This is a genomic window from Pseudomonas sp. IT-232MI5, assembly GCF_949767845.1.
Taxonomy (GTDB): domain Bacteria; phylum Pseudomonadota; class Gammaproteobacteria; order Pseudomonadales; family Pseudomonadaceae; genus Aquipseudomonas.
In genome coordinates this window covers 168,068-192,972 of sequence record NZ_CATKQE010000055.1, presented here as the reverse complement: position 1 = coordinate 192,972, position 24,905 = coordinate 168,068, and the positions used below count along the sequence as shown (strand labels likewise).

The window sequence follows — 24,905 nt, the reverse complement described above, 5'->3', positions numbered from 1 at the left end:
GTCAGTGCCGACACCGCAGAAATTAGGCTTTGTACGCCCGCATAAACAACCCCACCACTTCCTGCACATGGCTTTCCGCTGCCTCTTCAGTCAACGGCTCCCCACAGCCATACAACAGCCGAAAATTCCCCGCACCCTTGATCAGGCAAAAGAAATGCTCGGCGGCATTGCGCGGCAGATCGATGCTCAGCGCGCCTGTCTCGTGAATGCGCGTCAACAACCGCTCCATGCCTTGCACCATGCGCTGAGGGCCGGCCTCGAAGAAGATCAGCGACAGCTTCGGATCCTGACTGCCCAGCGCCATGATCAAGCGGTGCAAGTTCACCGACTCATCACTGTTGATCAGGTGATGAAAGCCTCGCGCAATGTTCAGCAACACATTTTCCACGGCGATGCCTTCGGGCAATTCGAAGAACAATGGCGGCAATTGCTCCTCGCACTTGGCCACGACGGCGGCGGAGAACAGCGTCTCTTTGTCGTTGAAATGGCTGTAGACCGTCAGCTTCGACACGCCAGCCTCGCTGGCGACCGCGTCCATGCTGGTGTTGGCATAGCCATGACTCAGAAACAGAATTTTCGCCGCGTCGAGGATCGCCTGGCGCTTGGCCAGATCCTTGGGACGGCCCGGACCGTTTGGAGCTGAAAGATTGTTCGACATTCTTCGCTTTTAATACTGGACTGGTGAGTTTGCTATTAATAACATACCCGCCAGTATAATTATTCCAAGCACCATTAGCGAAAGGTCCGTCACCATGTTCCGCCATGCGTTGTCCCTCGCGTTGCCAGTGAGTCTGGCGTTCCTTTTGTCAGCGTGTGGTCAGGAAGAGGCGACGCAAGTCACCGTGCGACCGGCCATGGTGGTGCAGCCAGAGCCTTCGGCGCAGACGATGGAAAGTTATCCGGGCGAGGTGCGCGCCCGCTACGAACCCGATCTGGCGTTCCGCATTGGCGGCAAAGTCAGCCGACGACTGGTCGATGAAGGTCAGCGCGTGAAGGCAGATCAACCGCTCGCTGAACTCGATCCGCAGGACGTGCGCCTGCAGCTGGAAGCCACCCGCGCCCAGGTTGCCGCCGCCGAAGCCAATCTCAACCTGGTGCGTGCCGAGCGCGATCGCTACAAGACCCTGATGGATCGGCAGATGGTCAGCCGCTCGGCCTACGACAATGCGGAAAACCTTTACCGCTCCGGTGAAGCCCGCCTCAAACAAATCAAAGCTGAATTCAACGTATCGACCAATCAGGCCAGTTACGCGGTGTTGCGTGCGCCGCAGGATGGCGTGGTGGCCAAGCGTTCGGTGGAAGTCGGACAGGTCGTCGCCGCCGGGCAAACGGTGTTTACCCTCGCCACCGACGGCGAGCGCGAAGTGCTGATCAGCCTGCCGGAGCAGAGCTTCGGGCGCTTCAAGGTCGGTCAGCCAGTGACGGTCGAGCTGTGGACCCAACAGAACCAGCGTTTCGCCGGGCAGATCCGCGAACTGTCGCCCGCCGCCGATCCACGCTCGCGCACCTTCGCCGCACGCATTTCCTTCACTGGTGGCAAAGTCCCGGCCGAACTGGGCCAGAGCGCCCGGGTGTTTGTGCAATCGGCCGATGCCGTGTCGCTGTCGGTGCCGCTCTCGGCACTCACTGCCGAAAACGGCGCGACCTACGTCTGGGTCGTCAACGGCAACAACACCTTGAAGAAAACCCCAGTGCGCGTCGGCCCGTTCGGCGAAAAAACCGTGCCGGTGCTTGAAGGCCTGAACGCCAGCGACTGGGTGGTCGCCGCCGGCGTTCACGTGTTGCTCGAGGGTCAGCAGGTGCGTCCGGTGGATCGCTCCAACCGTGTGGTCAATCTGGCGGACAAGGAGTAAGTCCCAATGCGCTTCAACCTTTCCGAATGGGCGCTGCGTAATCGCCAGATCGTACTGTTCCTGATGCTTTTGCTGGCCATCGTCGGTGCGTTGTCCTACACCAAACTCGGCCAGAGCGAAGACCCGCCGTTCACCTTCAAAGCGATGGTGATCCAGACTCGCTGGCCGGGCGCGACCGCGCAGGAGGTCTCGCGGCAGGTTACCGAGCGCATCGAAAAGAAGCTGATGGAAACCGGCGAATACGAGCGCATCGTCTCGTTCTCGCGCCCCGGTGAATCCCAGGTCACCTTCATTGCTCGCGATTCGATGCATTCCAAGGAAATCCCCGACCTCTGGTATCAGGTGCGCAAGAAGGTCAGCGATATTCGTCAGACCTTGCCGCCGGATATTCAGGGGCCGTTCTTCAACGATGAATTCGGCACCACGTTCGGCAATATCTATGCGCTGACCGGCGACGGTTTCGATTACGCGGTGCTCAAGGATTACGCCGATCGCATCCAGATTCAGCTGCAACGGGTCAAGGATGTCGGCAAGGTCGACTTGCTCGGTTTGCAGGACGAGAAGATCTGGGTCGAGCTGTCCAACGTCAAACTGGCGACCCTCGGCTTGCCGCTGGCGGCGGTACAACAAACGCTGCAAGAACAGAACGCGGTGTCGACCGCCGGTTTCTTTGAAACCGGTAGCGAGCGCTTGCAGCTGCGGGTCTCGGGAAATTTTCAGACGGTAGAGGAGATAAAAAACTTCCCGATCCGCGTCGGCGATCGTACGTTCCGCATCTCCGATGTCGCCGATGTGCGCCGCGGGTTCAACGATCCACCGGCGCCGCGCATGCGTTTCATGGGTGAAGACGCGATCGGTCTGGCGGTGGCGATGAAGGATGGCGGTGACATTCTGGTGCTCGGTAAAGCACTGGAAGGCGAGTTCTCGCGCATCCAGAAAAACCTCCCGGCCGGCATGCAATTGCGCAAGGTTTCCGATCAACCGGCGGCGGTGAAAACCGGGGTCGGCGAGTTTGTTCAGGTGCTGGTCGAGGCGCTGGCGATTGTCTTGCTGGTGAGCTTCTTCTCCCTCGGCGTGCGCACCGGCATGGTTGTGGCGCTGACCATTCCACTGGTGCTGGCGATGACTTTCGCCTGCATGTATTACCTCGGCATCGGCCTGCACAAGATCTCCCTTGGCGCGTTGGTGCTGGCGCTGGGCTTGCTGGTGGACGACGCGATCATCGCCGTGGAAATGATGGCGATCAAAATGGAGCAGGGTTTCGACCGTATCCGTGCGGCGAGTTATGCCTGGACCAGCACCGCGTTTCCGATGCTTACGGGGACGTTGATCACTGCCGCCGGGTTTCTGCCGATTGCCACGGCGCAGTCCGGTACTGGCGAGTACACACGCTCGATCTTCCAGGTGGTGACCATCGCGCTGCTCGCGTCCTGGGTGGCGGCAGTGATGTTCGTGCCGTATCTGGGGGAAAAACTCCTGCCGGATCTGGCGAAAATTCATGCGGCCAAACATGGCACTGGCGATGGTCAGGCTGATCCGTATGGCACGCCATTTTATCAGCGCGTTCGGCGTCTGGTCGAGTGGTGCGTAATGCATCGCAAGACCGTGATCGTGCTGACGGTGGGACTGTTTATCGCGTCGGTGATGTTGTTTCGTTTCGTCCCGCAGCAGTTTTTCCCGGCCTCGAATCGGCTGGAGTTGATGGTCGATCTGAAACTGGCTGAGGGTGCGTCGCTGGCCAATACCACCGGTGAAGTCAAACGTCTGGAAGCGATGCTCAAGGATCACGCCGGCATCGACAATTACGTCGCCTATGTTGGCACCGGCTCGCCGCGTTTCTATCTGCCGCTCGATCAGCAATTGCCGGCGGCGAGCTTCGCGCAGTTTGTGGTGTTGGCGAAGAACATCGAGGAGCGTGAGGCGCTGCGCAGCTGGTTGATCGAAACGCTTAACGAGCAATTTCCTGCATTGCGTTCGCGGGTCACGCGGTTGGAGAACGGTCCGCCGGTGGGTTATCCGGTGCAGTTCCGCGTGACCGGTGAACACATCGAAGAAGTTCGCGCGCTGGCGCGTAAGGTGGCAGCCAAGGTTCGCGAGAATCCGCATGTGGTCAATGTGCATCTGGATTGGGAGGAACCGAGCAAAGTCGTGTATCTGAATATCGATCAGGATCGTGCCCGGGCGCTGGGTGTAAGCACGGCGAATCTGGCGAAATTTCTGCAGAGTTCGTTGACCGGATCGAGTGTCAGTCAGTATCGCGAAGACAATGAGTTGATCGAGATTCTGTTGCGCGGCACGGTGCATGAGCGCACTGAATTGTCGTTGCTGCCGAGTCTGGCCGTGCCGACGGATAACGGTCGCAGTGTGGCGTTGTCGCAGATTGCCACGCTGGAATACGGCTTTGAGGAGGGGATCATCTGGCATCGTAATCGTCTGCCAAACGTGACCGTGCGCGCGGATATTTATGGCAAGGAGCAGCCGGCGACGTTGGTGAAGCAGATCATGCCGACGCTGGATTCGATTCGTGCCGAGTTGCCCGATGGTTATCTGTTGGATGTCGGCGGCACGGTGGAGGATTCCGAGCGTGGGCAGAAGTCGGTGAATGCCGGGGTGCCGATGTTCATTGTCGTGGTGCTGACGTTGTTGATGGTGCAGTTGCGCAGTTTTTCGCGTACGGCGATGGTGTTTTTGACGGCGCCGTTGGGGTTGATCGGGGTGACGTTGTTTTTGATGGTGTTCCGTCAGCCGTTCGGGTTTGTGGCGATGTTGGGGACGATTGCGTTGTCCGGGATGATCATGCGCAATTCGGTAATTCTGGTGGATCAGATCGAGCAGGATATTGCCTCGGGGCTTAAGCCTTGGCAGGCGATTATCGAGGCTACGGTTCGACGCTTCAGGCCGATTGTGTTGACGGCTTTGGCGGCGGTGCTGGCGATGATTCCGTTGTCGCGGAGTGTGTTTTTTGGGCCGATGGCGGTGGCGATCATGGGTGGGTTGATTGTTGCGACTGCGCTGACGCTGTTGTTTTTGCCGGCGTTGTATGCGGCTTGGTTCAGGGTTCGCCGGGAGGTTTGATCTGCGTTTGACGTGGCGGCCTTCGGGCCGACCATGTTCTTGGGGTTTTGGGTGTATATCCGTTTTTGTGGGTGCTGCCGCTGGCGGTTTCGCCCTTACGGCGAGTCACCTTTTCCAAACGCCGAAAAGGTAACCCAAAAGGCTTTGCCCTGACGTTCGGCCCGCTCGCTGGGGCTCGGGGTTCCTTCGCTCCGGGATCGATCCGGGGGCATCGCCTACGGTTTGCTTCGCTGCACCTCCTCTCGATGTGTTCGACTTCGTCGAACGGTCGCTGCGCTCCCACCCCCGGATCAATCCCTCCACTCAGCCTGCCGATGGGCCTTCAGATCAAGATCAAAAGCTGCAGCCGAGCTAACGCTCATCCTGTTGAGTGGTGAGGAGCAGAAGCGGTCTGCTCTTGCTCTTCTGTGGGAGCGAGCCTGCTCGCGAAGGCGGCCTGACAGCCGACCTGTTTTTTGCAGATGTACGCAATCCAACTGTAGGAGTGAGCCTGCTCGCGATGAGGTCCTGACAGCCGCCCAATCTCTACCTGCATACACCCAAGCCAATTGTGGGAGCTGGCTTGCCAGCGATGGCGGGCTGACTGCCGACCAGTTTCTAGCTGATTACCCGTAGTCCGCTCTACCTCAGCCACTTCCTACATCTTTTTCAGAAACCTCCGATATTGAGCCTTGGTGCCTCGGATGCTGTACTCCAGCCTCTGCTTCCAGCGTTCCTGAGTTTGTCTTGATGAAAAAGCCGCCAGCATTGAAAGGCAGAACCGACCCCGTTTTCGACTTGTTGGTGCGCCCGCCCCACAAACATCGTCTGGAGGATTATCTTGCGCTGCTCAAGCCGCTCGATGATCAAGGTCGTTATCTGCCATTTGAAGCGTTGCGTTATCGCTGGGCGGCGGGGCTGGATGCCAGACTGTGCTGGGCTTTGGTCAAGAAGGCGCGGGCGGCCCAGCACATTAACCTTCTGCCACTGGGTGAGCCTGTGCAGTGGGGGAAGTATCTGTTGACGCCGCTGGCGCAGAAGACCATCTCCATCGTCGATCGACAGGCCAGTACGGCTGCGCTGGAGTACATGACCAGCCAGATTGGCGAACGGGCGCATTTCAGTTATCAGCTCAATGATCTTATCGAAGATGAAGCGATTGCCAGTAGCCAGTTGGAAGGCGCTGCGACGACTACGCGTGTGGCCAAGGACATGCTCAAGCAGCAGCGCCAGCCCCGCACTCCGGATGAACGCATGGTGATGGGTAATTACCGGATGATGAATTTTGCCTGGGAGAGACGTTACGTACCCTTGAGCGTGGATTTGATTGCGGCGATTCATCGGGTGGGGGTCGAGGGTATCGATGACGAGCAGTATTCCCCTGGGGTGTTCAGGACCAATGACGAGGTGGTCGTCCAGGACGGGGCGGGCAATACGGTGCACCGGCCGCCACCTGCAGCAGGATTGGTGTCGCGGCTTGAGCGACTGTCGCACTGGATCAACCTGCCCGAAGGCTCACCGCAAGAGACGAGCTACCTGCATCCACTGATCAAGGCGATCACACTGCATTTTGCCTTGGGCTACGAACATCCCTTTCGCGACGGCAACGGGCGGGTCGCCAGGGCGTTGTTTTACTGGTTCATGTTCAAGAACGAATTTGCGGCGTTTCGCTACATTGCGATCAGTTTGTTACTGCGTAATGCTCCGGTGAAATATGGACGTTCATACCTGCATACCGAGGCGGATGAGCTGGATCTGACTTATTTCATCGAGTTCCAGTGTTCGGTGATCCAGCGTGCGGTGCTCGGGTTTTCCGATGTTTACCGCAAGAGCGTGGCCTACACCGAAGAGTTCGAGCGCTGGCTGACGAATTCTGGCTACTTCGATCAGATGACGGAAATACAGCGCGCGGTGTATCAGGCGGCAAAAAGCGGGGAGGCTAAGGAGTTCACGGCAGGCAATTTGGCGGAAAATTTTGGTTGCTCGTATAACGAGGCGACTTCGGTTCTGGAGGGGCTGGACCAATTGCAGCTTTTGGAGAGAAGGAAGATGGGGCGGGAGTGGGTGTTCTTTTTACGTAGTCCTTTACGTGGAGGGAAGCACGGGAGCGAATTGATTCGCCCCCGTGTCGTGGCTGTTTAGAGTGTGCCGAACACCTTCTTCGCCAGACTGGTCGCCGCAGCGGCCGGGTTCTGGCGGATGGTTTCTTCCTGTTTGCCGATCATCTCGAACAGGCCATTCAGCGCTTGTTCGGTGACGTAGTTTTCAACGTTGGCGCTCTTCGCATCGACAACGCCAAACGCAGCAGCCTGACCAGCGAACGAGTTGTACTTCTGCGCTACGCCAACCTTGTCGGTCGCCTGTTTGACGATCGGCAGGAACTTGGCGCGGATCTGTTCGCGGCTGGATTTGTCGAGGTATTGCGTGGCCGAATCCTTGCCGCCGCTGAGGATGCCTTTGGCGTCTGCCACGCTCATTTTCTTCACGGCGTCGACGAGGATTGGCTGGGCCTGAGTCACAGCGGATTCGGCAGCCTTGTTCATCGCGGTTTCCAGTTCTTCAACCTGGGCGCCCATGCCGAAGGCTTTCATCTTGCTCGCGGCTTTGCCGAGTTTGCCCGGCAGTTCGATCTTCACGTCGGGGTTGTTGCTGAAACCGCCGGGTGTGCCCAGTTGTTTGACGGCGATTTGTGCGCCTTGGGTCAGAGCATCCTTGAGACCGCCGGTGGCGTCTTTTTGCGACAGGTCACTGAGCGACAGCGCCAGCGCGCTGGCGGAGATCATCAGGCCTGCGCACAGGCCGGCGAAGCGAAGGGTAGGGCGGAGCATGGCGGCTTCCTTGTTGCGGAAAAGGGCTGCGGAAAATGAATTAACGAACGGCGTCGACGCGGATTTTCAGCGGCTGCGGGTCGTTACCGTCGAGTTGCACGGCATGGTTTTCGGTGGTGATGAACATCAGCTCACCATTGACTTCGATGCGCGCGCTGACCGAATAGCGATGGCCGGGTTTGACCTGCGCCGGGTCGTAGCTCAGGTGGAAAGGCAGCGGCACCTGGCCTTTGACCTGGCCTTTTTGCTCGTCCAATACGACGGCTGGCGCGTCGGCCAATGAAACGTCTTGCAGGCTGACGCTTAGGGTCGCGCTCGGTGGCAGAGCGATGCGCTGCAGGTAGAACACTTCACCGTCGAGGCCGACTTTGCCAGCGGGGGTGGTCGATTGGCAGGCGCTCAGCAGTGTGGCAGCGGCGAGCAGGGTGAGTTTTTGCATCGGAAGTTCTCCTTTTCAATGTGGGAGCGAGCTTGCTCGCGAGGGCGGTTTAGCATTCAACATTTCAGTTGTCTGACACGCCGTCTTCGCGAGCAAGTCGAATCGTCGCACCGTCACTCCCACCAGGTTTACATCAGGTCTCGGGTTGGGCGACGACCTGATCGGCAGCGTCTTCACTGCGATGCAGCGCGACTTGACGGATCGACAAACGAATCTCCGCCGGCAACACGCGTTTGGCCGCACCTTCGGCGAGTTCGCCGAGCAGTTCGTGGTAACTCAGTTTGCCGGCCTCGTCGCGACGCAGCACGTCGAGGTCGAGCAGGGTCTGGATGAAGTGGCGGAACAGGCTCTTGTCGAAGAACTCCGGGGCGTTGAGGCCGTGGAGGATCGACAGGCGCTGGGCCATGACCGTGCAGAGGTCTTCCAGCTCTTCGGCGCTGATGCTGTTCTGGCCGCTGTTGAGCAGCAACGACACGGTCATGTAGAAGCGCTGCAAGGTCTGGGCGATGCTCTTCGACAGCAGCGTCAGCAGGACGAAATGTCGCGAACTTGGCGCCGGACGCAGGTACACATCTTTCTCGAAACGCAGCAGGCCTTGCTCGACGAACGCTTCCAGCCACTGATCGACCACACCGTCCAGTTCGTCCAGCGTCCAGCGAATGAACAGTTCCGATTGCAGGTACGGATACAGCGCGCGGGTGTAGCGCAGGATCTGTTCGCGGCTCATGCGCGAGGCGCTCTGGAAGAAACTCGCCAGCAGCGCCGGCAGCGCGAAGATGTGCAGCACGTTGTTGCGGTAGTAGGTCATCAGGACGGCGTTCTGCTCGTCCAGATAGAGAATCTTGCCCAGCGCATCGTTCTGCTCGGCGAGCAGGTCCATGTCCTTCACATGCTCGATCAACGCCCGGCCGTCGCCTTCCGGCAGTGTGGTGTGCGGCGAGTACGGGACTTTGCGCAGCAGCGCCAGATACAGATCCAGCACCCGCGCCATGGCGCGATCATCCAGCGCCAGACGTGTAGTCGACAGCAGCGCCAGCGCCACCAGATTGACCGGGTTGATCGCCGCCGCTTCGTTCAAATGCTGTGCGACTTTTTCGCCGAGGCGATTGGTGGTTTCGTTGAGCCACGCCGGCTTGTACTGCGGGCCGAGTTCCTGCTGGCGCCAGTCCGGTTGCTCGGCGTCGAGGAATTCTGCGAGTTTGATCGGCTCACCGAAGTTCACCGCGACCTGACCGAAACGCTGCTTGAGCGCGCCGATGACTTTGAAAATGTCGAAGATCGATTCTTTTTTCTTGCTCGCGCCGCGCAGTTCGCCCAGATAGGTACGCCCCTCAAGCACGCGCTCATAACCGATGTACACCGGCACAAACACGATCGGCATCCGCGACGAACGCAGGAAGCTGCGCATCGTAATCGCGAGCATCCCGGTCTTCGGTTGCAACATGCGCCCGGTGCGCGAGCGGCCGCCCTCGACGAAGTACTCGACCGGGAAGCCTTTGGTGAACAGCGTGTGCAGGTATTCGTTGAACACCGAGGTGTACAGCGGATTGCCCTTGAACGTGCGGCGCATGAAGAACGCGCCGCCACGGCGCAGCAGGCTGCCGATCACCGGCATGTTCAAGTTGATCCCGGCGGCGATGTGCGGCGGGGTCAGGCCGTTGCGGAACAGCAGGTAGGAGAGCAGCAGGTAGTCGATGTGGCTGCGGTGGCACGGCACGTAGATCACTTCGTGACCCTGGGCGACCTTCTGCACACCTTCGATGTGGTTGACCTTGATGCCGTCGTAGATCTTGTTCCAGAACCAGCTCAGCACCACTTCCAAAAAGCGGATCGCGGTGTAGGTGTAATCCGAGGCGATCTCGTTGCCGTAGCGCAAGGCCTGAGCCTTGGCTTTCTCCGGGGAGATGTTTTCGCGCTCGGCTTCGTCGAGGATCGCTTGCTTGACCAATGGCTGGTTGAGCAGACCTTTGACCAGGTTACGGCGGTGGGAAATGTCCGGGCCGATGACCGCTGCTTTCAGGTTGCGGAAGTGCACACGCAGAATGCGCTGGGCCATGCGCACGGTGCGTTCGTGGCCCTTGTTGTGCTCGATCAATTCGCGCAGATGGATCGGCGCGGAGAACTGCACGCGGGTCTTGCGGCCGAGGACGATGATGCTCAGCAGCCGACGCAGGCGCCCGGTAACGGCCCAGCTGTCAGCAAACAGCAGTTTCCACGGACTGTTTTCGCTGTCCGGCGACTGACCCCAGAACACGCTGACCGGGATGATCTGCGCGTCTTCGGCAGCGTTCTGGGTGAGGGCGCTGACCAGACGGGTCAGGGTCGGCGGCGCACCGCGTTTGTCCTGGCGGCCGAGCCAGTCTGGGTCCGGCGTCAGGTAGAAAAACGCCGCCGGTTCGATCAGCGAACCCACCGACACCGGCAGTACCGGACGCGGCAGACCGGCCTTGGTGCACTCGGTGTCGAGCACGGCCAGATCAGTCAGCGAAGGGTTTTGCAGGACGTAGAACACCGGACGACTGCGGTCGAGGTTGAGGGTGAACGACGACTGGTTGATCGTCTCCGAGCGAACCCAGAGGTACAACAGTCGGCGCAGGGTGCCAAACACAAGACGGCGGAACGGGGAACGGGTCATACGGCTTCTGCGTGAGTGAATAAAACCGAGCGGTTGCTCGGGAGGTCGACAGTTTGCCGTATTCACCGAAAATCGGCAAAAAAGCGGCGAAGTAATCTCCTGTTGAGAGTTTTCGCACCTGTCATATACTCGGCGGTCTGTCGCCGGGGCCCTCTTATGGACGTCGGACGCAGGCTGACGTTCCGCAAAGGCTTTCCTGCGAAAAGCCTGTTCAATAATAAGAAAGGAGTATGAACAGATGGCAACCCGTGAAACCGGCAACGTGAAGTGGTTCAACGACGCCAAAGGCTACGGCTTTATCCAGCGCGAAGACGGGGTGGACGTGTTCGTGCACTACCGCGCGATTCGCGGCGAAGGGCATCGGTCGCTGACTGAAGGCCAGCAGGTCGAATACGCGGTGATTACTGGCGAGAAGGGTTTGCAGGCTGAGGATGTTGTAGGCCTGTAACCTTGAAGATCAAAAGATCGCAGCCTTCGGCAGCTCCTACGGGTGTACACATGACCCTGTAGGAGCTGCCGAAGGCTGCGATCTTTTGCTTTTAGGCAGTTTTCCAGGTGATTTCTTCTTCACCATCGGCGCTGATGCGCATCCAGCGATCCGCCGTTTCCTCGCCTTCTTCTTCAACCCACGTGCCCGGTGCGCAACGCACTTCCACGTTCAGCGCAGCGAATGCGGCGCGGGCGCAGGCGATGTCGTCGTCCCACGGCGTCTGGTCGCTTTCCAGGTACAGGCTGTTCCATTTGCCCACCGCTTTCGGTAGCCAGGTCACCGGCACGTTGCCGGCCTTGCACTTGTAGGTCTGGCCTTTCTGTACCCAGTCACTGCAAGGGCCCAACGCGGCGCCCAGCCAGGCCGAAATGACCTTGTGGTCGACGTCGGCGTCTTTCAGGTAAATCTCGATATCCGGTTGGCGCATGGATGTCCTCACTGCGGGTCTGAAAAATCCATTCGCGGATTTAGCCGGCCCCGGGCAATCGCCCGAGACCAATAGTTATTGAAGAACGAAATAATCGTAGCGCATCGACACGGTGGTCTCGAACGGCTCGGCCTGTTCGATCACCGCCGCGCGACGCTCGGCACTGGCGCGCCAGCCGTGGGGTGTCATCGCCAACAGGTTGGCGCGATCCTCGGGCTTGTCCAGTGTCAGTTTGAATTCCAGGGTTTCACTGTGCGCCAGCGCCATGCCTTCCGGCACCAGGGCCAGGTGCTTGTCGTCGGTGTATTCGCGCACTTCGTCGTACAGGCGTTCGCGCAATTCCATCAGGTGGCCGCTGGTCGGGCCGACTTTCATCAGACCGCCGCCGACACTGAGCAGGCGCTTGGCTTCTTCCCAGTCCAGCGGACTGAAAACACTGGCGAGAAACTGGCAACTGCCCGACGCCAACGGCACGCGGGCCATGCTGGCGATCAACCAGCTAATCGCCGGATTACGTTTGCAGGCGCGTTTGACCGCTTCACGGGAAATATCCAGTGCGTAGCCATCAGCGTTCGGCAAGGCCTCGGCGATTTGCGCGGTGTAATACCCCTCGCCACAACCGATGTCGACCCAGCGATCTGGCGCATAACTCGCTGCCAGTTCGGCCAGACGCTTGGCCACCGGCGCGTAATGGCCGGCGTTCAGGAAGTCACGGCGCGCCTCGACCATGGCCTGGTTGTCACCAGGGTCGCGGCTGTTCTTGTGTTGCACCGGCAGCAGGTTCAGATAACCCTGCCGCGCGCGGTCGAAGCGGTGGCCGGCGGGGCAGACCACGCCGTTGTCCACTGTATTCAGCGGTTCACTGCAAATGGGGCAAGCAAGCATCAGGCGAGCAACTTGATCAGGGTCTGGTAGTAGATCTCGGTCAGTACGTCGAGATCGGCTGCCAGCACGCGTTCGTTGACCTGGTGAATGGTCGCGTTGACCGGCCCCAGTTCAACCACCTGCGTGCCCATGGTCGCAATGAAGCGGCCATCGGAAGTACCGCCGCTGGTGGACGCTTTGGTCTCGCGACCGGTGATGTCCTTGATGCTCGCGGACACCGCATCGAGCAGTGCGCCCGGTTCGGTGAGGAACGGCAGGCCGGACAGCGCCCAGTCGATGTGCCAGTCCAGATCGTGCTTGTCGAGAATATCGGCCACACGCTTCTGCAGGCCTTCAACGGTCGATTCGGTGGAGAAACGGAAGTTGAACACCGCCACCAGATCACCTGGAATCACGTTGGTCGCGCCGGTGCCGGAATTGACGTTGGAGATCTGGAAACTGGTCGGCGGGAAGAAATCGTTGCCGTGATCCCAATGCTCGGCGGCCAGTTCGGCCAGCGCCGGAGCGGCGAGGTGGATCGGGTTCTTGGCCAGATGCGGATAGGCGACGTGACCCTGAATGCCTTTGACCGTGAGCTTGGCGCCCAGCGAGCCGCGACGGCCGTTCTTAACCACGTCGCCGACCAGGGTGGTGCTCGACGGTTCGCCGACGATGCACCAGTCCAGACGCTCGTTGCGTGCCGCCAGACGCTCGACCACAGCCTTAGTGCCGTGGTGTGCCGGGCCTTCTTCGTCGCTGGTGATCAGGAACGCGACCTTGCCCTTGTGGTTCGGGTAGTCGGCGACAAAGCGCTCGGCGGCAACGGTCATCGACGCCAGGCTGCCTTTCATGTCTGCCGCGCCACGGCCGCAGAGCATGCCGTGTTCGTCGATCACCGCGTTGAACGGGTCGATCTGCCACGCGGTCACCGGACCGGTCGGCACCACATCGGTGTGGCCAGCGAAGCACAGCACCGGGCCGTCGTTGCTGCCGTGGGTCGCCCAGAAGTTATCCACATCTTCGATGCGCATCGGCTCGAGAGTGAAACCGGCATCGCCCAGGCGCTGCATCATCTGCTTCTGGCAATCGGCGTCGACCGGCGTCACGGACGGACGGCGGATCAGGTCGATGGCGAGTTGGAGGGTCGGCGAAAGGTCGGCGTGGGCCGTCATGTAAATAACTCCGGGTGCGCACGGTAAACCTGTAGGAGCTGCCGAAGGCTGCGATCTTTTGATTTTGTTTTTTAAAATCAACAGCAAGATCAAAAGATCGCAGCCTTCGGCAGCTCCTACCGAGTTTGTTGGCATTGAAAAAGGCGGTCATTCTAAAGCAAAACGGCGGCCCGAAGGCCGCCGTTTGACGTTATCCGTTACCGATTATGCAGCTGCCGGCTCAGGCTTGGCCGCAGGTTTCGGCAGCGACGACAGGAACGCCATGATCAGCGCCGCCAGATACGGCAGCGACTGCACCAGCAACATCACCACCCAGAAGCGCATGTCGTTGCTCGGCATGCCGTTGACCAAGAAGATCCCCAGCGCCGCGCCCCACAACAGCAGCATGATGAACAGCTCTTCCCGCGCCTCGGAAATCGCCACCCAGAAGCCATGGTTGTCGGCGTTTTTCGGCGTGCGGAAGAACGGAATGCTGCTGGTGAAGAAGCCGTACAGCACCGCTTTGGCGATGGTGTGCGACAACGCCAGCCCGGCCAGCGCCGCGCAGAATGCATCTTTCAGGTTCACGCCAACGGCGCGACGGTAGAGGAAGATGATCTTGCCGACCTTGAACACGAACAGAGCCAGAGGCGGAATCGCGAAGATCAGCAGCGGCGGATCGACTCGTTGCGGCACGATGATCATCGCCGCCGACCACAACAGTGCGCCGACGGTGAAGAAGATGTTCATGCCATCCGCGACCCACGGCAACCAGCCCGCGAGGAAGTGGTAACGCTGGCCACGCGTCAGCTCAGTGTCCTTGCCGCGCAGCAGGCTGCGGGTGTGACGCTTGATAATCTGGATCGCACCGTAGGCCCAACGGAAACGCTGCTTCTTGAAGTCGATAAACGTATCCGGCATCAGCCCCTTGCCGTAGCTGTCGTGGTAATACGCCGCCGACAGGCCTTTCTCGAACACGCGCAGACCGAGTTCGGCGTCTTCACAGATGCACCAGTCGGCCCAGCCCAATTCTTCCAGAACCGAACGCCGGGTCATGGTCATGGTGCCGTGCTGAATGATCGCGTCACGGTCGTTACGAGTAACCATGCCGATGTGGAAGAAGCCTTTGTATTCGGCGTAGCAAAGCTTCTTGAAGGTGCTTTCGTTCTGGTCGCGATAATCCTGCGGCGACTGCACCACAGCGATTTTCGGGTCGGCGAAGTGCGGCACCATGTGCTTGAGCCAGTTCGGGTGCACGCAGTAATCGGAGTCGATCACGGCGATCACTTCGGCATCTTTGGCGGTGTGCGGGATCAGGTAGTTCAGCGCGCCGCCCTTGAAACCGGCCAGGGGCGAGACGTGGAAGAACTTGAAGCGCGGGCCGAGGGTTGCGCAGTAGTCGCGCACCGGTTCCCACACCGCCGGATCCTTGGTGTTGTTGTCGATGATCAGGACTTCGTAGTCCGGATAATCGAGGGCGGCGAGGGCGTCGAGGGTCTGTTTGACCATCTCCGGCGGCTCGTTGTAGCACGGCACGTGGATCGAAACTTTCGGCCGATAGCTGGAATCGCCCTCGACCGGCAGGAACTCGCGCCGACGCTTGTGAATCCACACCGCTTCGGCCAGCTCATGCGCCTCCGTCAGCAAGACGATAAACACCCCGAGCGCGCCGAGCGCCAAGAGGAATCCGACCGTCAAACTGAACCATGTGCTGTATTGCAGGCTGTAGTCGTAACCGATCCACACCAATACCGAACCGCAAAGAAACGCGATAAAGGTCAGGAAGATCCGCCCACGTTGACGCAGGGCCGAGCCGTCGATCATCAGCAAGGTCAGCGACAACAGCGCCAGCACCACCGAACCGATTGCCAGCACGCGCCATTGCGGGATCGCCACGACCGGGCCTTCGAAGTTGAATTTCTGCTGACGCGCGGCGTTGAACACGCCCCAGTAGGCGCCGACCGAACCTTCGTCGCTGGCCTTCCACGGTTGGTCGAACGCTTCGATCACGAAGTAGTTGAAGCCCTGGCGATTGAGCTTGTTGACCAGGGTGCGCAGGTAGATCGCTTGATCTGCCGGCGACGCATCGGCGCCACCGCGCATGCGACCGTTGCTCGGCCAGCCGACCTCGGAGAGCAGCAGCGGTTTTTTCGGGAACAGCTTTTTCAGGTCGCGGGCGCGGTCGAAAACGAACTGCCCGGCCTTGTCGACGGGGATGAATTCCCAGTACGGCAGAACGTGCGCGGCAATCAGGTCAACGTGCTTGGCCAGTTGTGGGTATTTCTCCCAGATGTGCCATTGCTCGGACGTGGTGACCGGTACTTTCACGGCTGCACGCACGCGATCGAGAAGAACGATCAATGCCTCTGGGGTGATTTCTTCACGAAATAGCGCTTCGTTACCCACGACAACGCGAACCACGCTGCGTGACGTATTGGCCAGTTCGATGGCTTTGGTGATTTCCCGTTCGTTGCGTTCCTGATCCGGACTGATCCAGATGCCGAGGGTGACCCGAAGGCCGAACTCTTCAGCCAGTTTCGGGATGTCTCCCAGCGAGCCGTCCACCGAGTAGATGCGGATGTTATCCGTCAGCTTGCTCATGATCTCCAGATCGCGGCGCATTTCGTCGTCAGTCGGATACTGATCCTTCTGCGGATATTGTCCCTGCTGGAACGGCGAGTAGGAGAAACCGGAGATCTGCTCCGGCCAGTTCGGCGCCGAAACCGGGCGATTGATCAGCGCCCAGAAACCGGTGAACAGGGCGGCGATTGCCAGAACCACCACCAGGTTGAGTCCAAATTTACGCGATGACATAGCTATTTCGGGTTCCAAAGGCTGTGGAACGAAGGATCGGTCGGCTAGACGCCCGAGGGGCGCGCATCCTACACCGGCAGTTCACAAGTCGTACATCAGACAGGGAAATGCCCGACATTGGGCAGCCGACTTTGACTTAAGTTCTTACACTTGTAGCGCGAAGCTTAAAACTTGTCGCTGTGTAGCCCTATAATGCGCGCCGGTTTTTGGGGTAATGGTCATGAGTACAGAAGATCCGCGGTTTGCAGGCATCGCCCGTTTGTATGGCATCGAAGGCCTGGCGCGTTTGCGCGCGGCCCATGTGGCGATCGTCGGCGTCGGTGGCGTCGGTTCCTGGGCGGCGGAAGCCATGGCCCGTTGTGGTGTCGGTGAGATTTCGCTGTTCGATCTCGATGACGTCTGCGTCAGCAACGCCAACCGTCAGTTGCACGCGCTGGACAGCACCGTCGGCAAACCCAAGGTCGAGGTGATGGCCGAGCGCCTGCGCGGGATCAACCCGGATTGCACCGTGCACGCCGTGGCGGATTTCGTCACCCGCGAGACCATGGCTGAATACATCACGCCGAATATCGACTGCGTGATTGACTGCATCGACGCGGTCAACGCCAAGGCTGCGCTGATCGCCTGGTGCAAGCGCCGCAAGATCCAGATCATTACCACGGGCGGCGCGGGCGGGCAGATCGATCCGACGCTGATTCAGGTGTGTGATCTCAACCGTACGTTCAACGACCCGTTGGCCTCGAAAGTGCGCTCGACGTTGCGTCGCGATTATGGTTTTTCGCGCACCGTGACTCGGCATTACAGCGTGCCGTGTGTGTTTTCCACGGAGCAACTGCGTTATCCGAAGCCGGATGGCAGCATTTGTTTGCAGAAGAGCTTTGTCGGCGACGGTGTGAAGCTGGACTGCGCGGGTGGATTTGGCGCGGTGATGATGGTCACGGCGACGTTTGGCATGGTCGCGGCGACCAAGGCTGTGGACAAGATTGTTGCGGGGGTTCGGCGTCCGGCTGACCGAGTTAAACCTCAGGCTTGATGCTGGGGCTTATGCCCTCATCGCTGGCAAGCCAGCTCCCACAGGTATTGGGTAAGTTCACTGCATCTATGAACACCATAGAACCCTGTGGGAGCTGGCTTGCCAGCGATGGCGATTAACCAGCCAACTCATTCATTCGCTGGAGCACTGCATTGAGGCCATTGCTGCGCGATGGCGATAGCTGCCGCGAAAGGCCGAGCTGATTGAACCAGTCCGGCAAATCAATTTGCTTCAGATCAGCGCCCGACAAGCCATTTACCCGCAACAAGAGCAACGCCACCAACCCGCGAATCATCCGCGCATCGCTACTCGCCGCAAATTGCCAGTGACCGTCACGCAACTCCCCAACCAGCCACACCTGACTCTCACAGCCATGCACCCGGTTAGCCTCGCACTTGTCCGCATCGCTGAGCGCTGTCAGACGATCACCAAACTGCATCAACAACCGCGCCCGCTGTTCCCAGCCGGCCGCGTTTTGAAAAGTCTGCAGCGCCTCGGCGGCTTCGAGCGGCAAGCTCATCGCAACAACTCCAGCGCCTGATCCAGCGCTTCAAAAAAGCGCTCCAGATCTTCCGAATCGTTGTACAGCGCCAGTGACACACGAATCGCCCCGGCCAGCTCAAAGCTTTTCAGCAGCGGCATCGCGCAATGATGCCCGGCGCGCACGGCAATGCCTTGCTCAGTCAGCAAGTGCGCCAAATCAGCGTTGTGCACACCTTCAACGACGAAACTCGCCAGCGCCAATTGCGGCTTGCCGAGCAGACGAATGCCGTTACGCGCCGCGAGTCCATGCAGCAAATAGTCATGCAACGCGGCTTCATGGGCAGACACAGCGTCCTGATCCAGACCCGCCAGATAATCCAGCGTCGCGCCAAGGCCGATGACACTGGCAATCGGCGGCGTACCGGCCTCGAAACCCAGCGGCGCAGGGCGAAAGCGCGAGTCGTGATAGTTGGCTTCCAGGACCATTTCGCCGCCGAACTGCCAGGGCTTCAGCTGCTCAAGTGCTGCATTGCGCCCGAACAGCACGCCAAGGCCATCAGGCCCATAGAGCTTGTGGCTGGAAAATACATAAAAGTCGCAACCCAGCGCCTGCACGTCATGCCGACCATGCACCACGCCTTGCGCGCCATCGACCACGGTCAGCGCGTTCTGCGCCTTGGCCATGCCCAGCAACGCCGGCAATGGCTGCCACGCGCCGAGCACGTTGGACAACTGACTGACTGCCAGCAATCGCGTGCGCGGGCCTATCAAATGCACAGCGGCAGCAAGGTCGATCAGGCCGTCGGCATCCAGCGGCAGGATCACCAGTTTGAGACTTCGCCGTTGGGCCAGTTGCTGCCACGGCAGCAGGTTGGCGTGATGCTCCAGGGCGCTAATGACAATTTCATCGCCCGGGTGGAAAAGATGTTCCAGGCCATACGCCAGGAGGTTCAGCGCACTGGTGGCGCCATGGGTAAAGATGATCTGCCCGCTGTCACCGGCATTCAGCCACTGGGCAACCTTCAGCCGACTGTCCTCGAACGCCTGCGTGGCATGGGCGCCGGGCAGGTGTTGCGCACGATGCACATTGGCCGCGCCGTTGGCGTAGTAATGCGTCAATGCGTCGAGCAGGGCTTGGGGTTTTTGCGTGGTGGCGGCGTTGTCCAGATAGGTCTGGTCTTGCCGTTGCAGCGCGGCGATGGCCGGGAAATCGGCACGCCACGGGGAGGGAATCATCACAGTTTTTAGCCCTGGTGAAGAGGGGCGGGATGTACGCCAAATCCTGTAGGAGTGAGCCAGCTCGCGATGGCGTCCGTGAGGGCGCTAAAAGCATCGCGAGCAGGCTCACTCCTACAATGGATTATTCAAGCACTTAGTTGTGAGCGTGCAGCGCTTCGTTCAGTTCGATCGCCGATTTGTGGGTTTTGCACTCCACAGCACCGGTTTCCGAATTGCGACGGAACAGCAGGTCAGTCTGACCGGCCAGCTCACGCGCCTTCACAACCTTGACCAGATTGTTGTTTTCGTCGAGCAGCGCCACCTTGGTGCCGGCCGTCACGTACAGGCCCGACTCAACGGTGTTGCGGTCGCCCAACGGGATACCGATACCGGCGTTGGCGCCGATCAGGCAGCCTTCGCCGACCTTGATCACGATGTTACCGCCGCCCGACAGGGTGCCCATGGTCGAGCAACCGCCGCCCAGGTCCGAACCCTTGCCGACGAATACGCCAGCGGAAACGCGGCCTTCGATCATGCCCGGGCCTTCGGTGCCGGCGTTGAAGTTGATGAAACCTTCGTGCATCACGGTGGTGCCTTCACCGACGTAAGCGCCCAGACGCAGACGCGCGGCGTCAGCGATACGCACGCCAGCCGGAACCACGTAGTCGGTCATTTTCGGGAACTTGTCCACCGAGAATACTTCCAGCAACTCGCCGCGCAGACGCGCTTCCAGTTGCATTTCCGCCAGTTCGCTCAGGTCGATGGCGCCCTGGCTGGTCCAGGCAACGTTCGGCAGCAACGGGAAGATACCGGCCAGGCTCACGCCGTGCGGCTTGACCAGACGGTGCGACAGCAGATGCAGCTTGAGGTATGCCTCAGGTGTCGAGGTCAGTTGCGAGTCTTCTGCCAGCAGGGTGGCGACCAGCGGCTTGTGGCTTTCGGCCAGACGGGTCAACAGCTTGCCTTGCACGGCGTCGATGCCTTTTACGGCTTCAGCCAGTTGCGCAGCCTGAGCGGTGGTAAAGGTAATGGCCTGGTTGCCTTCGGTATAACCGAGGATCGGCGCAACAGCGGCGACCAGTTCGGCCGATGGGTTGAGCAGTGGCTGTGCGTAGAACACTTCCAGCCACGCGCCTTGACGGTTCTGAGTGCCGACACCAAAGGCGATGCTGAACAGGGAATTGGACATGTAAATACACCTCTACAAAGAGTGACGGGCTGCTTACTTCAGAGCGGCCGCGTAGATATCTGGCTTGAAGCCAATCAGGGTTCGGTCACCGAGATCGAGCACCGGGCGCTTGATCATCGAGGGTTGAGCGAGCATCAGTTCGATGGCTTTCGACTGGTCGAGATCGGCTTTACGTTCGTCGTCGAGTTTGCGAAAGGTCGTGCCTGCACGGTTCAACACCGTTTGCCAGCCATGTTCGTCACACCATTGGGTCAGGTGCTCACGGTCGATGCCGGCGGTCTTGTAGTCGTGAAAGTCGTAGCTGACAGCGTGTTCATCGAGCCAGGTGCGCGCCTTCTTCATGGTGTCGCAGGCTTTGATGCCGAAAAGGTGCAACGTTTTACTTGAAACGGTCAAGGAATCGCCCCCTTTACAGGTGCTGGAGAAAAATGGTGTCGGATTATGCCATGACCAAACGGTTTCGTCGGCCACGGTTGTCGTAACGCTGCAAAACCTGTGGGAGCGAGCCTGCTCGCGAAGGGGCCGCTTCAGTCAATTGAGTGTTGATTGATCCACGGCATTCGCGAGCAAGCTCGCTCCCACATTGGGGTGGCGTTGCGGGCGTGCGACATAGGTGCAACGGTCAGACACAGCCTAAGCGGCTAATATGGCAGTTCAACGCTGTCGATTGTCTGAGATTTCCGCTTTATGCAAACTGCTTACACCGTCCTCATCCTGCTGATGCTGGTCAGCGTCTCGCGTCTGGTCGGACGGGTCATCCCGCTGCCGCTGCCACTGGTCCAGATTGCCGCCGGCGCCTTGCTCGCCTGGCCGACGCTGGGGCTGCACGTGGCCCTCGATCCCGAATTGTTCCTGTTTCTGTTTCTGCCGCCATTGTTGTTCTCCGACGGCTGGCGCATGCCCAAGCGCGAGTTCTGGCACCTGCGCGGGCCGATCCTTACGCTGGCGGTGGGACTAGTGCTGTTCACCGTGGTCGGCGCCGGCTACTTCATTCATTGGTTATTGCCGTCAATTCCGCTGCCCGTGGCCTTCGCCCTGGCGGCAGTGTTGTCGCCTACGGACGCCGTGGCGGTGTCGGCCATTTCGCAAAATCGCTTGCCGACCCCGCTGATGCATATATTGCAGGGCGAGGCGCTGATGAACGATGCCTCGGGTCTGGTGACCTTCAAGTTCGCCCTGGTGGCGGCCATCACGGGCGTGTTCTCGCTGACCAACGCCAGCCTGACCTTTGTCGTGGTGGCGCTCGGCGGACTGGCGGTCGGTGTGGCATTGAGCTGGCTGGTCGGGCGTTTGCGGGCGTGGATGATCGCTCGCGGTTGGGACGATCCCGCGACGCACGTTGTGTTCATGTTGCTGTTGCCGTTCGCCGCTTATGTATTGGCCGAACGTCTTGGCGTGTCGGGCATTCTCTCGGCCGTGGCGGCGGGGATGATGCAGAGCTGGCTCGATCTGCTGCCACGACAGACCAGCACTCGCTTGCTTAATCGCAGTGTCTGGTCGCTGCTGGAGTTCGCTTTCAACGGGCTGATTTTCCTCCTGCTCGGCCTGCAATTGCCGGACATCATCAAAGCCGTGGTCAGCCACGAGCCGACGTTGTGGCCGACGTTGTTCTATCGCTGCCTCGATGTTGTGGCGATTTTTCTCGCGCTGGTTTTGTTGCGATTTATCTGGGTGCAGAGCATCTGGCGTTTATCGGTATTGCTGCGGCGTTTGCGCGGTAAAGGTGATCTGACGCAAGTGCCGACCGCGCGCTCCTGCTGGCTGCTGACCGTCGGCGGTGTGCGCGGTGCGGTGACGCTGGCCGGGGTGATGTCGGTGCCGATGTTGATGGGGGCGGAGGCGTTTCCCGAGCGTGATCTGTTGATCTTCATTGCTGCCGGGGTGATTTTGCTGTCGCTGATTTCGGCGTGCATCGCGCTGCCACTGTTGTTGCGCGGCATCGAGAAAAGTCCGGATGACAAACGGCGCCAGGAAGTGCGCGACGCGTGGCGTAAAACCGCAGAGGCGGCGATTCACGCGCTCGAAACCGAAGAAACTACCCCGCAGGACGCTGCTCAAGCCGCTCTGTCAGCCGAGCTGAAGGCGCGGATCATGTCCGAGTATCGCCATCAACTGGATGTCTTCAACGATTCCGCCGAAGCGCAGGCCCTGGCGTTCCAGATGGATCTGCTTGAGCGTCGCCTGCGCTTGAAGGCGCTGAGGGCGCAGCGCCTGGAGCTCTATAGTCTCAGTCGTCAGCATCAGATAGGTGATGACGTTCTCCGAGAAGTGTTGGCCGATCTGGATTTGAGCGAGGCTAACTTGGGGCAGGTCAAATAACCTGAGCTTGATAATCAATGGCCGGATAACTTTGTTTGGCCAGGCGTTTGTCCCGTTCACTGAGTTTCAGGTTGAAGGCAATCTCGAAGTTGCCGTGGGTCAGAAAGTTGGGTACCGGATAATGCAAGATGGAAAGGCTGTCGTATTCTCCTCCGGAAGTAATGTCGCAACTGTCGAGGCGGAAGATATTCAGTTCAATTTCTTCACGGTTCCAGCCCTGAGTTTCGCTGAAGTACTTGTACACAGCTTCTATATCCCATGGAATATTGGCATCGGGATGCAGATGGGCATGATGAAACCCCAGTGCATGTCCGAACTCATGCAGCAGCGTGGCTTCAAACAGCGGGTGTTGCGGTTCAGTCTGGATGACCAGCGTAGGTTCTTCTGAATCGACTTCCAACGCTTCGGTGCCGATTTCCGACCAGTTCGCTTCGCCGTTCAGGGCGATACGGATCTGTCCCAGGCCTTGTTCGACCTGGGCAAATGTCAGGCTGACAAAGGGCTCCCATTGACGAATTATCCGTTCGACCCGGTAGGCCAATTCATCGGGTAAATCCTCCATGAACGAAAAAGTTACCGTACTGGCGTTGTCCCATAACCGGTTGGAACAGACGATAGAACGCTTGTGACGTTCTCCCGAGGTGAAGTTGCGACTGCGCATTTTGACGAAGGGGCAATGGTGCATGATCAATATCCATATTGATTGACAAGGTGCTTAGGGTGGTGCCCGGAAGTTTTTTAATCGATAGGGCGCGACGGATAGTTACAGTAACTGTTCATCTGAAGACTATCTTTGGAGCGGGCAGGTAGGAAGTCGGTAATTGCTTTGATATGTATCGCGGTGATAAAACCGCGCGCCAGATTGCCTGGCGCGGGCCAAATACTACTTATTGCTGACGGGTGATAAAGGCGCGAATCCGCTCGGCGGCTTCGACACATTCGGCCAGTGGCGCAACCAGCGCCATGCGCACACGCCCTGCGCCCGGGTTGACGCCATCGACATCACGAGACAGGTACGAGCCCGGCACCACGGTCACGTGCTCCTGCTCAAACAGATCGCGGCAGAACGCGGCGTCATCACCTTGCACGTTCGGCCACAGGTAGAAGCTGCCATCCGGACGCTGCACGTCCATCACCGGGCTGAGGATTTCCAGCACCGCATCGAATTTCTCGCGATACAGCGCACGGTTGGCGCGTACATGCACTTCGTCATTCCACGCCGCCACGCTGGCCAGTTGCGTTTGTACCGGCATCGCGCAGCCGTGGTAGGTGCGATACAGCAGGAAGCCTTTGAGGATGTCGGCGTCGCCGGCAACGAAACCGGAGCGCAGGCCTGGCAGGTTGGAGCGCTTGGACAGGCTATGGAACACCACGCAACGCTTGAAGTCCTTGCGGCCCAGTTCGACACAGGCTGTGAGCAGGCCCGGCGGCGGCGTTTGCTCATCGAAGTACAACTCGCTGTAGCACTCGTCGGCGGCGATCACGAAATCGTACTCGTCGGCCAGAGCGATCAGCTTTTTCAGGGTGTCGACCGGGATCAGCGCGCCCGTCGGGTTGCCCGGCGAGCAGAGGAAGAGGATCTGGCAGCGTTTCCAGATGTCTGGCGAAACGGCATCGAAATCCGGATTGAAGCCGTTTTCGTCGAGGCACGGCAGGTAGTGCGGCTTGGCCCCGGCGAGGAACGCCGCGCCTTCGTAGATCTGGTAGAACGGGTTAGGGCTGACCACCAACGCGTCGTCGCCACGCTTGACCACGGTCTGGGTGAACGCGAACAGCGCTTCACGGGTGCCGTTCACCGGCAGTACGTTGCGCGCCGGATCGATCCAGCCGCCAGGCACACCGAATCGCCGCTCGCACCAGCCGGCAATGGCTTCACGCAGCGCCGGGATACCGAGGGTAGTCGGATACACCGCCATCTGATCCAGGCTGTTAGCCAGCGCTTCAGCGACAAAGCTTGGCGAGCGGTGTTTCGGCTCGCCGATCGACAGGGCGATCGGGCGTTTTTCCGGGTTCGGCGTTACGGTGCCGAGCAGGGCGCGGAGCTTTTCGAACGGGTACGGCTGGAGCTGGTTCAGAGCGTTGTTCATTGGGGCTGGGTCTCTCGCAAA

At 59.6% G+C, this 24,905-nt stretch carries 20 protein-coding genes; 6 read left to right on the top strand and 14 right to left on the bottom strand.

The genetic code is table 11. From position 1 onward, the window contains the following. Positions 1-22: 22 nt before the first annotated feature. Positions 23-658, bottom strand: coding sequence for a TetR/AcrR family transcriptional regulator (locus tag ACM6JQ_RS21815; protein ID WP_007908881.1), 636 nt, complete (start codon positions 656-658; stop codon positions 23-25). 94 nt (positions 659-752) lie between these two features. Here ACM6JQ_RS21815 and ACM6JQ_RS21810 point away from each other — a divergent pair, with 94 nt between their 5' ends. The 3 genes from ACM6JQ_RS21810 (at position 753) to ACM6JQ_RS21800 (ending at position 7,049) form a co-directional block, all read left to right on the top strand. Further along, positions 753-1,853 (top strand): efflux RND transporter periplasmic adaptor subunit, encoded by a 1,101-nt coding sequence (locus ACM6JQ_RS21810; protein ID WP_095112531.1) that lies wholly within the window; start codon positions 753-755, stop codon positions 1,851-1,853. Between the two features lie 6 nt (positions 1,854-1,859). Beyond that, complete coding sequence (locus ACM6JQ_RS21805; RefSeq protein ID WP_414894660.1) at positions 1,860-4,928, top strand: efflux RND transporter permease subunit; 3,069 nt, start codon at positions 1,860-1,862, stop codon at positions 4,926-4,928. Positions 4,929-5,657: 729 nt separating this feature from the next. After that, positions 5,658-7,049: a Fic family protein gene (locus tag ACM6JQ_RS21800; protein ID WP_414894659.1), complete on the top strand. Its 1,392-nt coding sequence runs from the start codon at positions 5,658-5,660 to the stop codon at positions 7,047-7,049. Here the strand turns inward: ACM6JQ_RS21800 and ACM6JQ_RS21795 are convergent. The 3 genes from ACM6JQ_RS21795 to plsB all read right to left on the bottom strand — a co-directional run bounded on the left by ACM6JQ_RS21795 (position 7,046) and on the right by plsB (position 10,809). Continuing rightward, positions 7,046-7,735 carry a DUF4197 domain-containing protein gene (locus ACM6JQ_RS21795; protein ID WP_007908873.1) on the bottom strand — a complete coding sequence of 230 codons (690 nt, stop codon included), beginning with the start codon at positions 7,733-7,735 and terminating at the stop codon, positions 7,046-7,048. The two genes, ACM6JQ_RS21800 and ACM6JQ_RS21795, sit on opposite strands and share 4 nt — an antisense overlap. Before the next feature lie 40 nt (positions 7,736-7,775). Further along, the gene (locus ACM6JQ_RS21790) at positions 7,776-8,174 is read right to left on the bottom strand and encodes a YbaY family lipoprotein (RefSeq protein WP_095112527.1); all 399 of its coding nucleotides are present in this window, start codon (positions 8,172-8,174) and stop codon (positions 7,776-7,778) included. Between the two features lie 133 nt (positions 8,175-8,307). Then, a complete protein-coding gene (gene plsB / locus ACM6JQ_RS21785; RefSeq protein WP_095112525.1) occupies positions 8,308-10,809 on the bottom strand; it encodes a glycerol-3-phosphate 1-O-acyltransferase PlsB in 2,502 nt (833 codons plus the stop codon). Positions 10,810-11,047: 238 nt separating this feature from the next. Between plsB and ACM6JQ_RS21780 the strand changes: the two genes are divergently transcribed. Continuing rightward, positions 11,048-11,257, top strand: coding sequence for a cold-shock protein (locus ACM6JQ_RS21780; RefSeq protein WP_007908870.1), 210 nt, complete (start codon positions 11,048-11,050; stop codon positions 11,255-11,257). Between the two features lie 91 nt (positions 11,258-11,348). Here the strand turns inward: ACM6JQ_RS21780 and ACM6JQ_RS21775 are convergent, their stop codons facing one another. The 4 genes from ACM6JQ_RS21775 to ACM6JQ_RS21760 form a co-directional block, all read right to left on the bottom strand. Continuing rightward, positions 11,349-11,726 carry a hypothetical protein gene (locus ACM6JQ_RS21775; RefSeq protein WP_414894658.1) on the bottom strand — a complete coding sequence of 126 codons (378 nt, stop codon included), beginning with the start codon at positions 11,724-11,726 and terminating at the stop codon, positions 11,349-11,351. Between the two features lie 75 nt (positions 11,727-11,801). Further along, the gene (locus ACM6JQ_RS21770) at positions 11,802-12,611 is read right to left on the bottom strand and encodes a putative RNA methyltransferase (protein ID WP_007908868.1); all 810 of its coding nucleotides are present in this window, start codon (positions 12,609-12,611) and stop codon (positions 11,802-11,804) included. Beyond that, entirely contained in the window at positions 12,611-13,762 is a 1,152-nt protein-coding gene (gene dapE, locus ACM6JQ_RS21765) for a succinyl-diaminopimelate desuccinylase (protein ID WP_007908867.1), read from the bottom strand. The genes ACM6JQ_RS21770 and dapE overlap by 1 nt, the downstream gene beginning before the upstream one ends. A 204-nt stretch (positions 13,763-13,966) precedes the next feature. Then, complete coding sequence (locus tag ACM6JQ_RS21760; RefSeq protein ID WP_123374591.1) at positions 13,967-16,555, bottom strand: glycosyltransferase; 2,589 nt, start codon at positions 16,553-16,555, stop codon at positions 13,967-13,969. Positions 16,556-16,769: 214 nt separating this feature from the next. On the opposite strand from ACM6JQ_RS21760, the gene tcdA reads away from it, so the two are divergent. Continuing rightward, positions 16,770-17,588: a tRNA cyclic N6-threonylcarbamoyladenosine(37) synthase TcdA gene (tcdA, locus tag ACM6JQ_RS21755; protein ID WP_007908865.1), complete on the top strand. Its 819-nt coding sequence runs from the start codon at positions 16,770-16,772 to the stop codon at positions 17,586-17,588. Between the two features lie 115 nt (positions 17,589-17,703). Here tcdA and ACM6JQ_RS21750 read toward each other — a convergent pair whose 3' ends face one another. From ACM6JQ_RS21750 to ACM6JQ_RS21735, 4 genes are all read right to left on the bottom strand, one after another. Further along, a complete protein-coding gene (locus tag ACM6JQ_RS21750) occupies positions 17,704-18,108 on the bottom strand; it encodes a SufE family protein (RefSeq protein WP_123374592.1) in 405 nt (134 codons plus the stop codon). Then, complete coding sequence (locus ACM6JQ_RS21745; RefSeq protein ID WP_123374593.1) at positions 18,105-19,310, bottom strand: aminotransferase class V-fold PLP-dependent enzyme; 1,206 nt, start codon at positions 19,308-19,310, stop codon at positions 18,105-18,107. Before ACM6JQ_RS21745 ends, ACM6JQ_RS21750 begins: the two co-directional genes overlap by 4 nt. Before the next feature lie 133 nt (positions 19,311-19,443). Continuing rightward, the gene (dapD, locus tag ACM6JQ_RS21740; protein WP_007949650.1) at positions 19,444-20,478 is read right to left on the bottom strand and encodes a 2,3,4,5-tetrahydropyridine-2,6-dicarboxylate N-succinyltransferase; all 1,035 of its coding nucleotides are present in this window, start codon (positions 20,476-20,478) and stop codon (positions 19,444-19,446) included. Positions 20,479-20,511: 33 nt separating this feature from the next. Then, complete coding sequence (locus ACM6JQ_RS21735; RefSeq protein WP_003222107.1) at positions 20,512-20,874, bottom strand: ArsC family reductase; 363 nt, start codon at positions 20,872-20,874, stop codon at positions 20,512-20,514. Positions 20,875-21,165: 291 nt separating this feature from the next. Here ACM6JQ_RS21735 and ACM6JQ_RS21730 point away from each other — a divergent pair, with 291 nt between their 5' ends. Beyond that, the gene (locus ACM6JQ_RS21730) at positions 21,166-22,797 is read left to right on the top strand and encodes a Na+/H+ antiporter (protein ID WP_007908861.1); all 1,632 of its coding nucleotides are present in this window, start codon (positions 21,166-21,168) and stop codon (positions 22,795-22,797) included. Here the strand turns inward: ACM6JQ_RS21730 and ACM6JQ_RS21725 are convergent. Together ACM6JQ_RS21725 and dapC are read right to left on the bottom strand one after the other, a co-directional pair. Continuing rightward, complete coding sequence (locus ACM6JQ_RS21725) at positions 22,790-23,482, bottom strand: M12 family metallopeptidase (RefSeq protein ID WP_414894657.1); 693 nt, start codon at positions 23,480-23,482, stop codon at positions 22,790-22,792. The genes ACM6JQ_RS21730 and ACM6JQ_RS21725 overlap by 8 nt on opposite strands. 202 nt (positions 23,483-23,684) lie before the next feature. Continuing rightward, on the bottom strand, positions 23,685-24,884 hold the full coding sequence (gene dapC, locus ACM6JQ_RS21720) for a succinyldiaminopimelate transaminase (protein ID WP_414894656.1): 1,200 nt from the start codon (positions 24,882-24,884) through the stop codon (positions 23,685-23,687). Positions 24,885-24,905 lie beyond the last annotated feature (21 nt).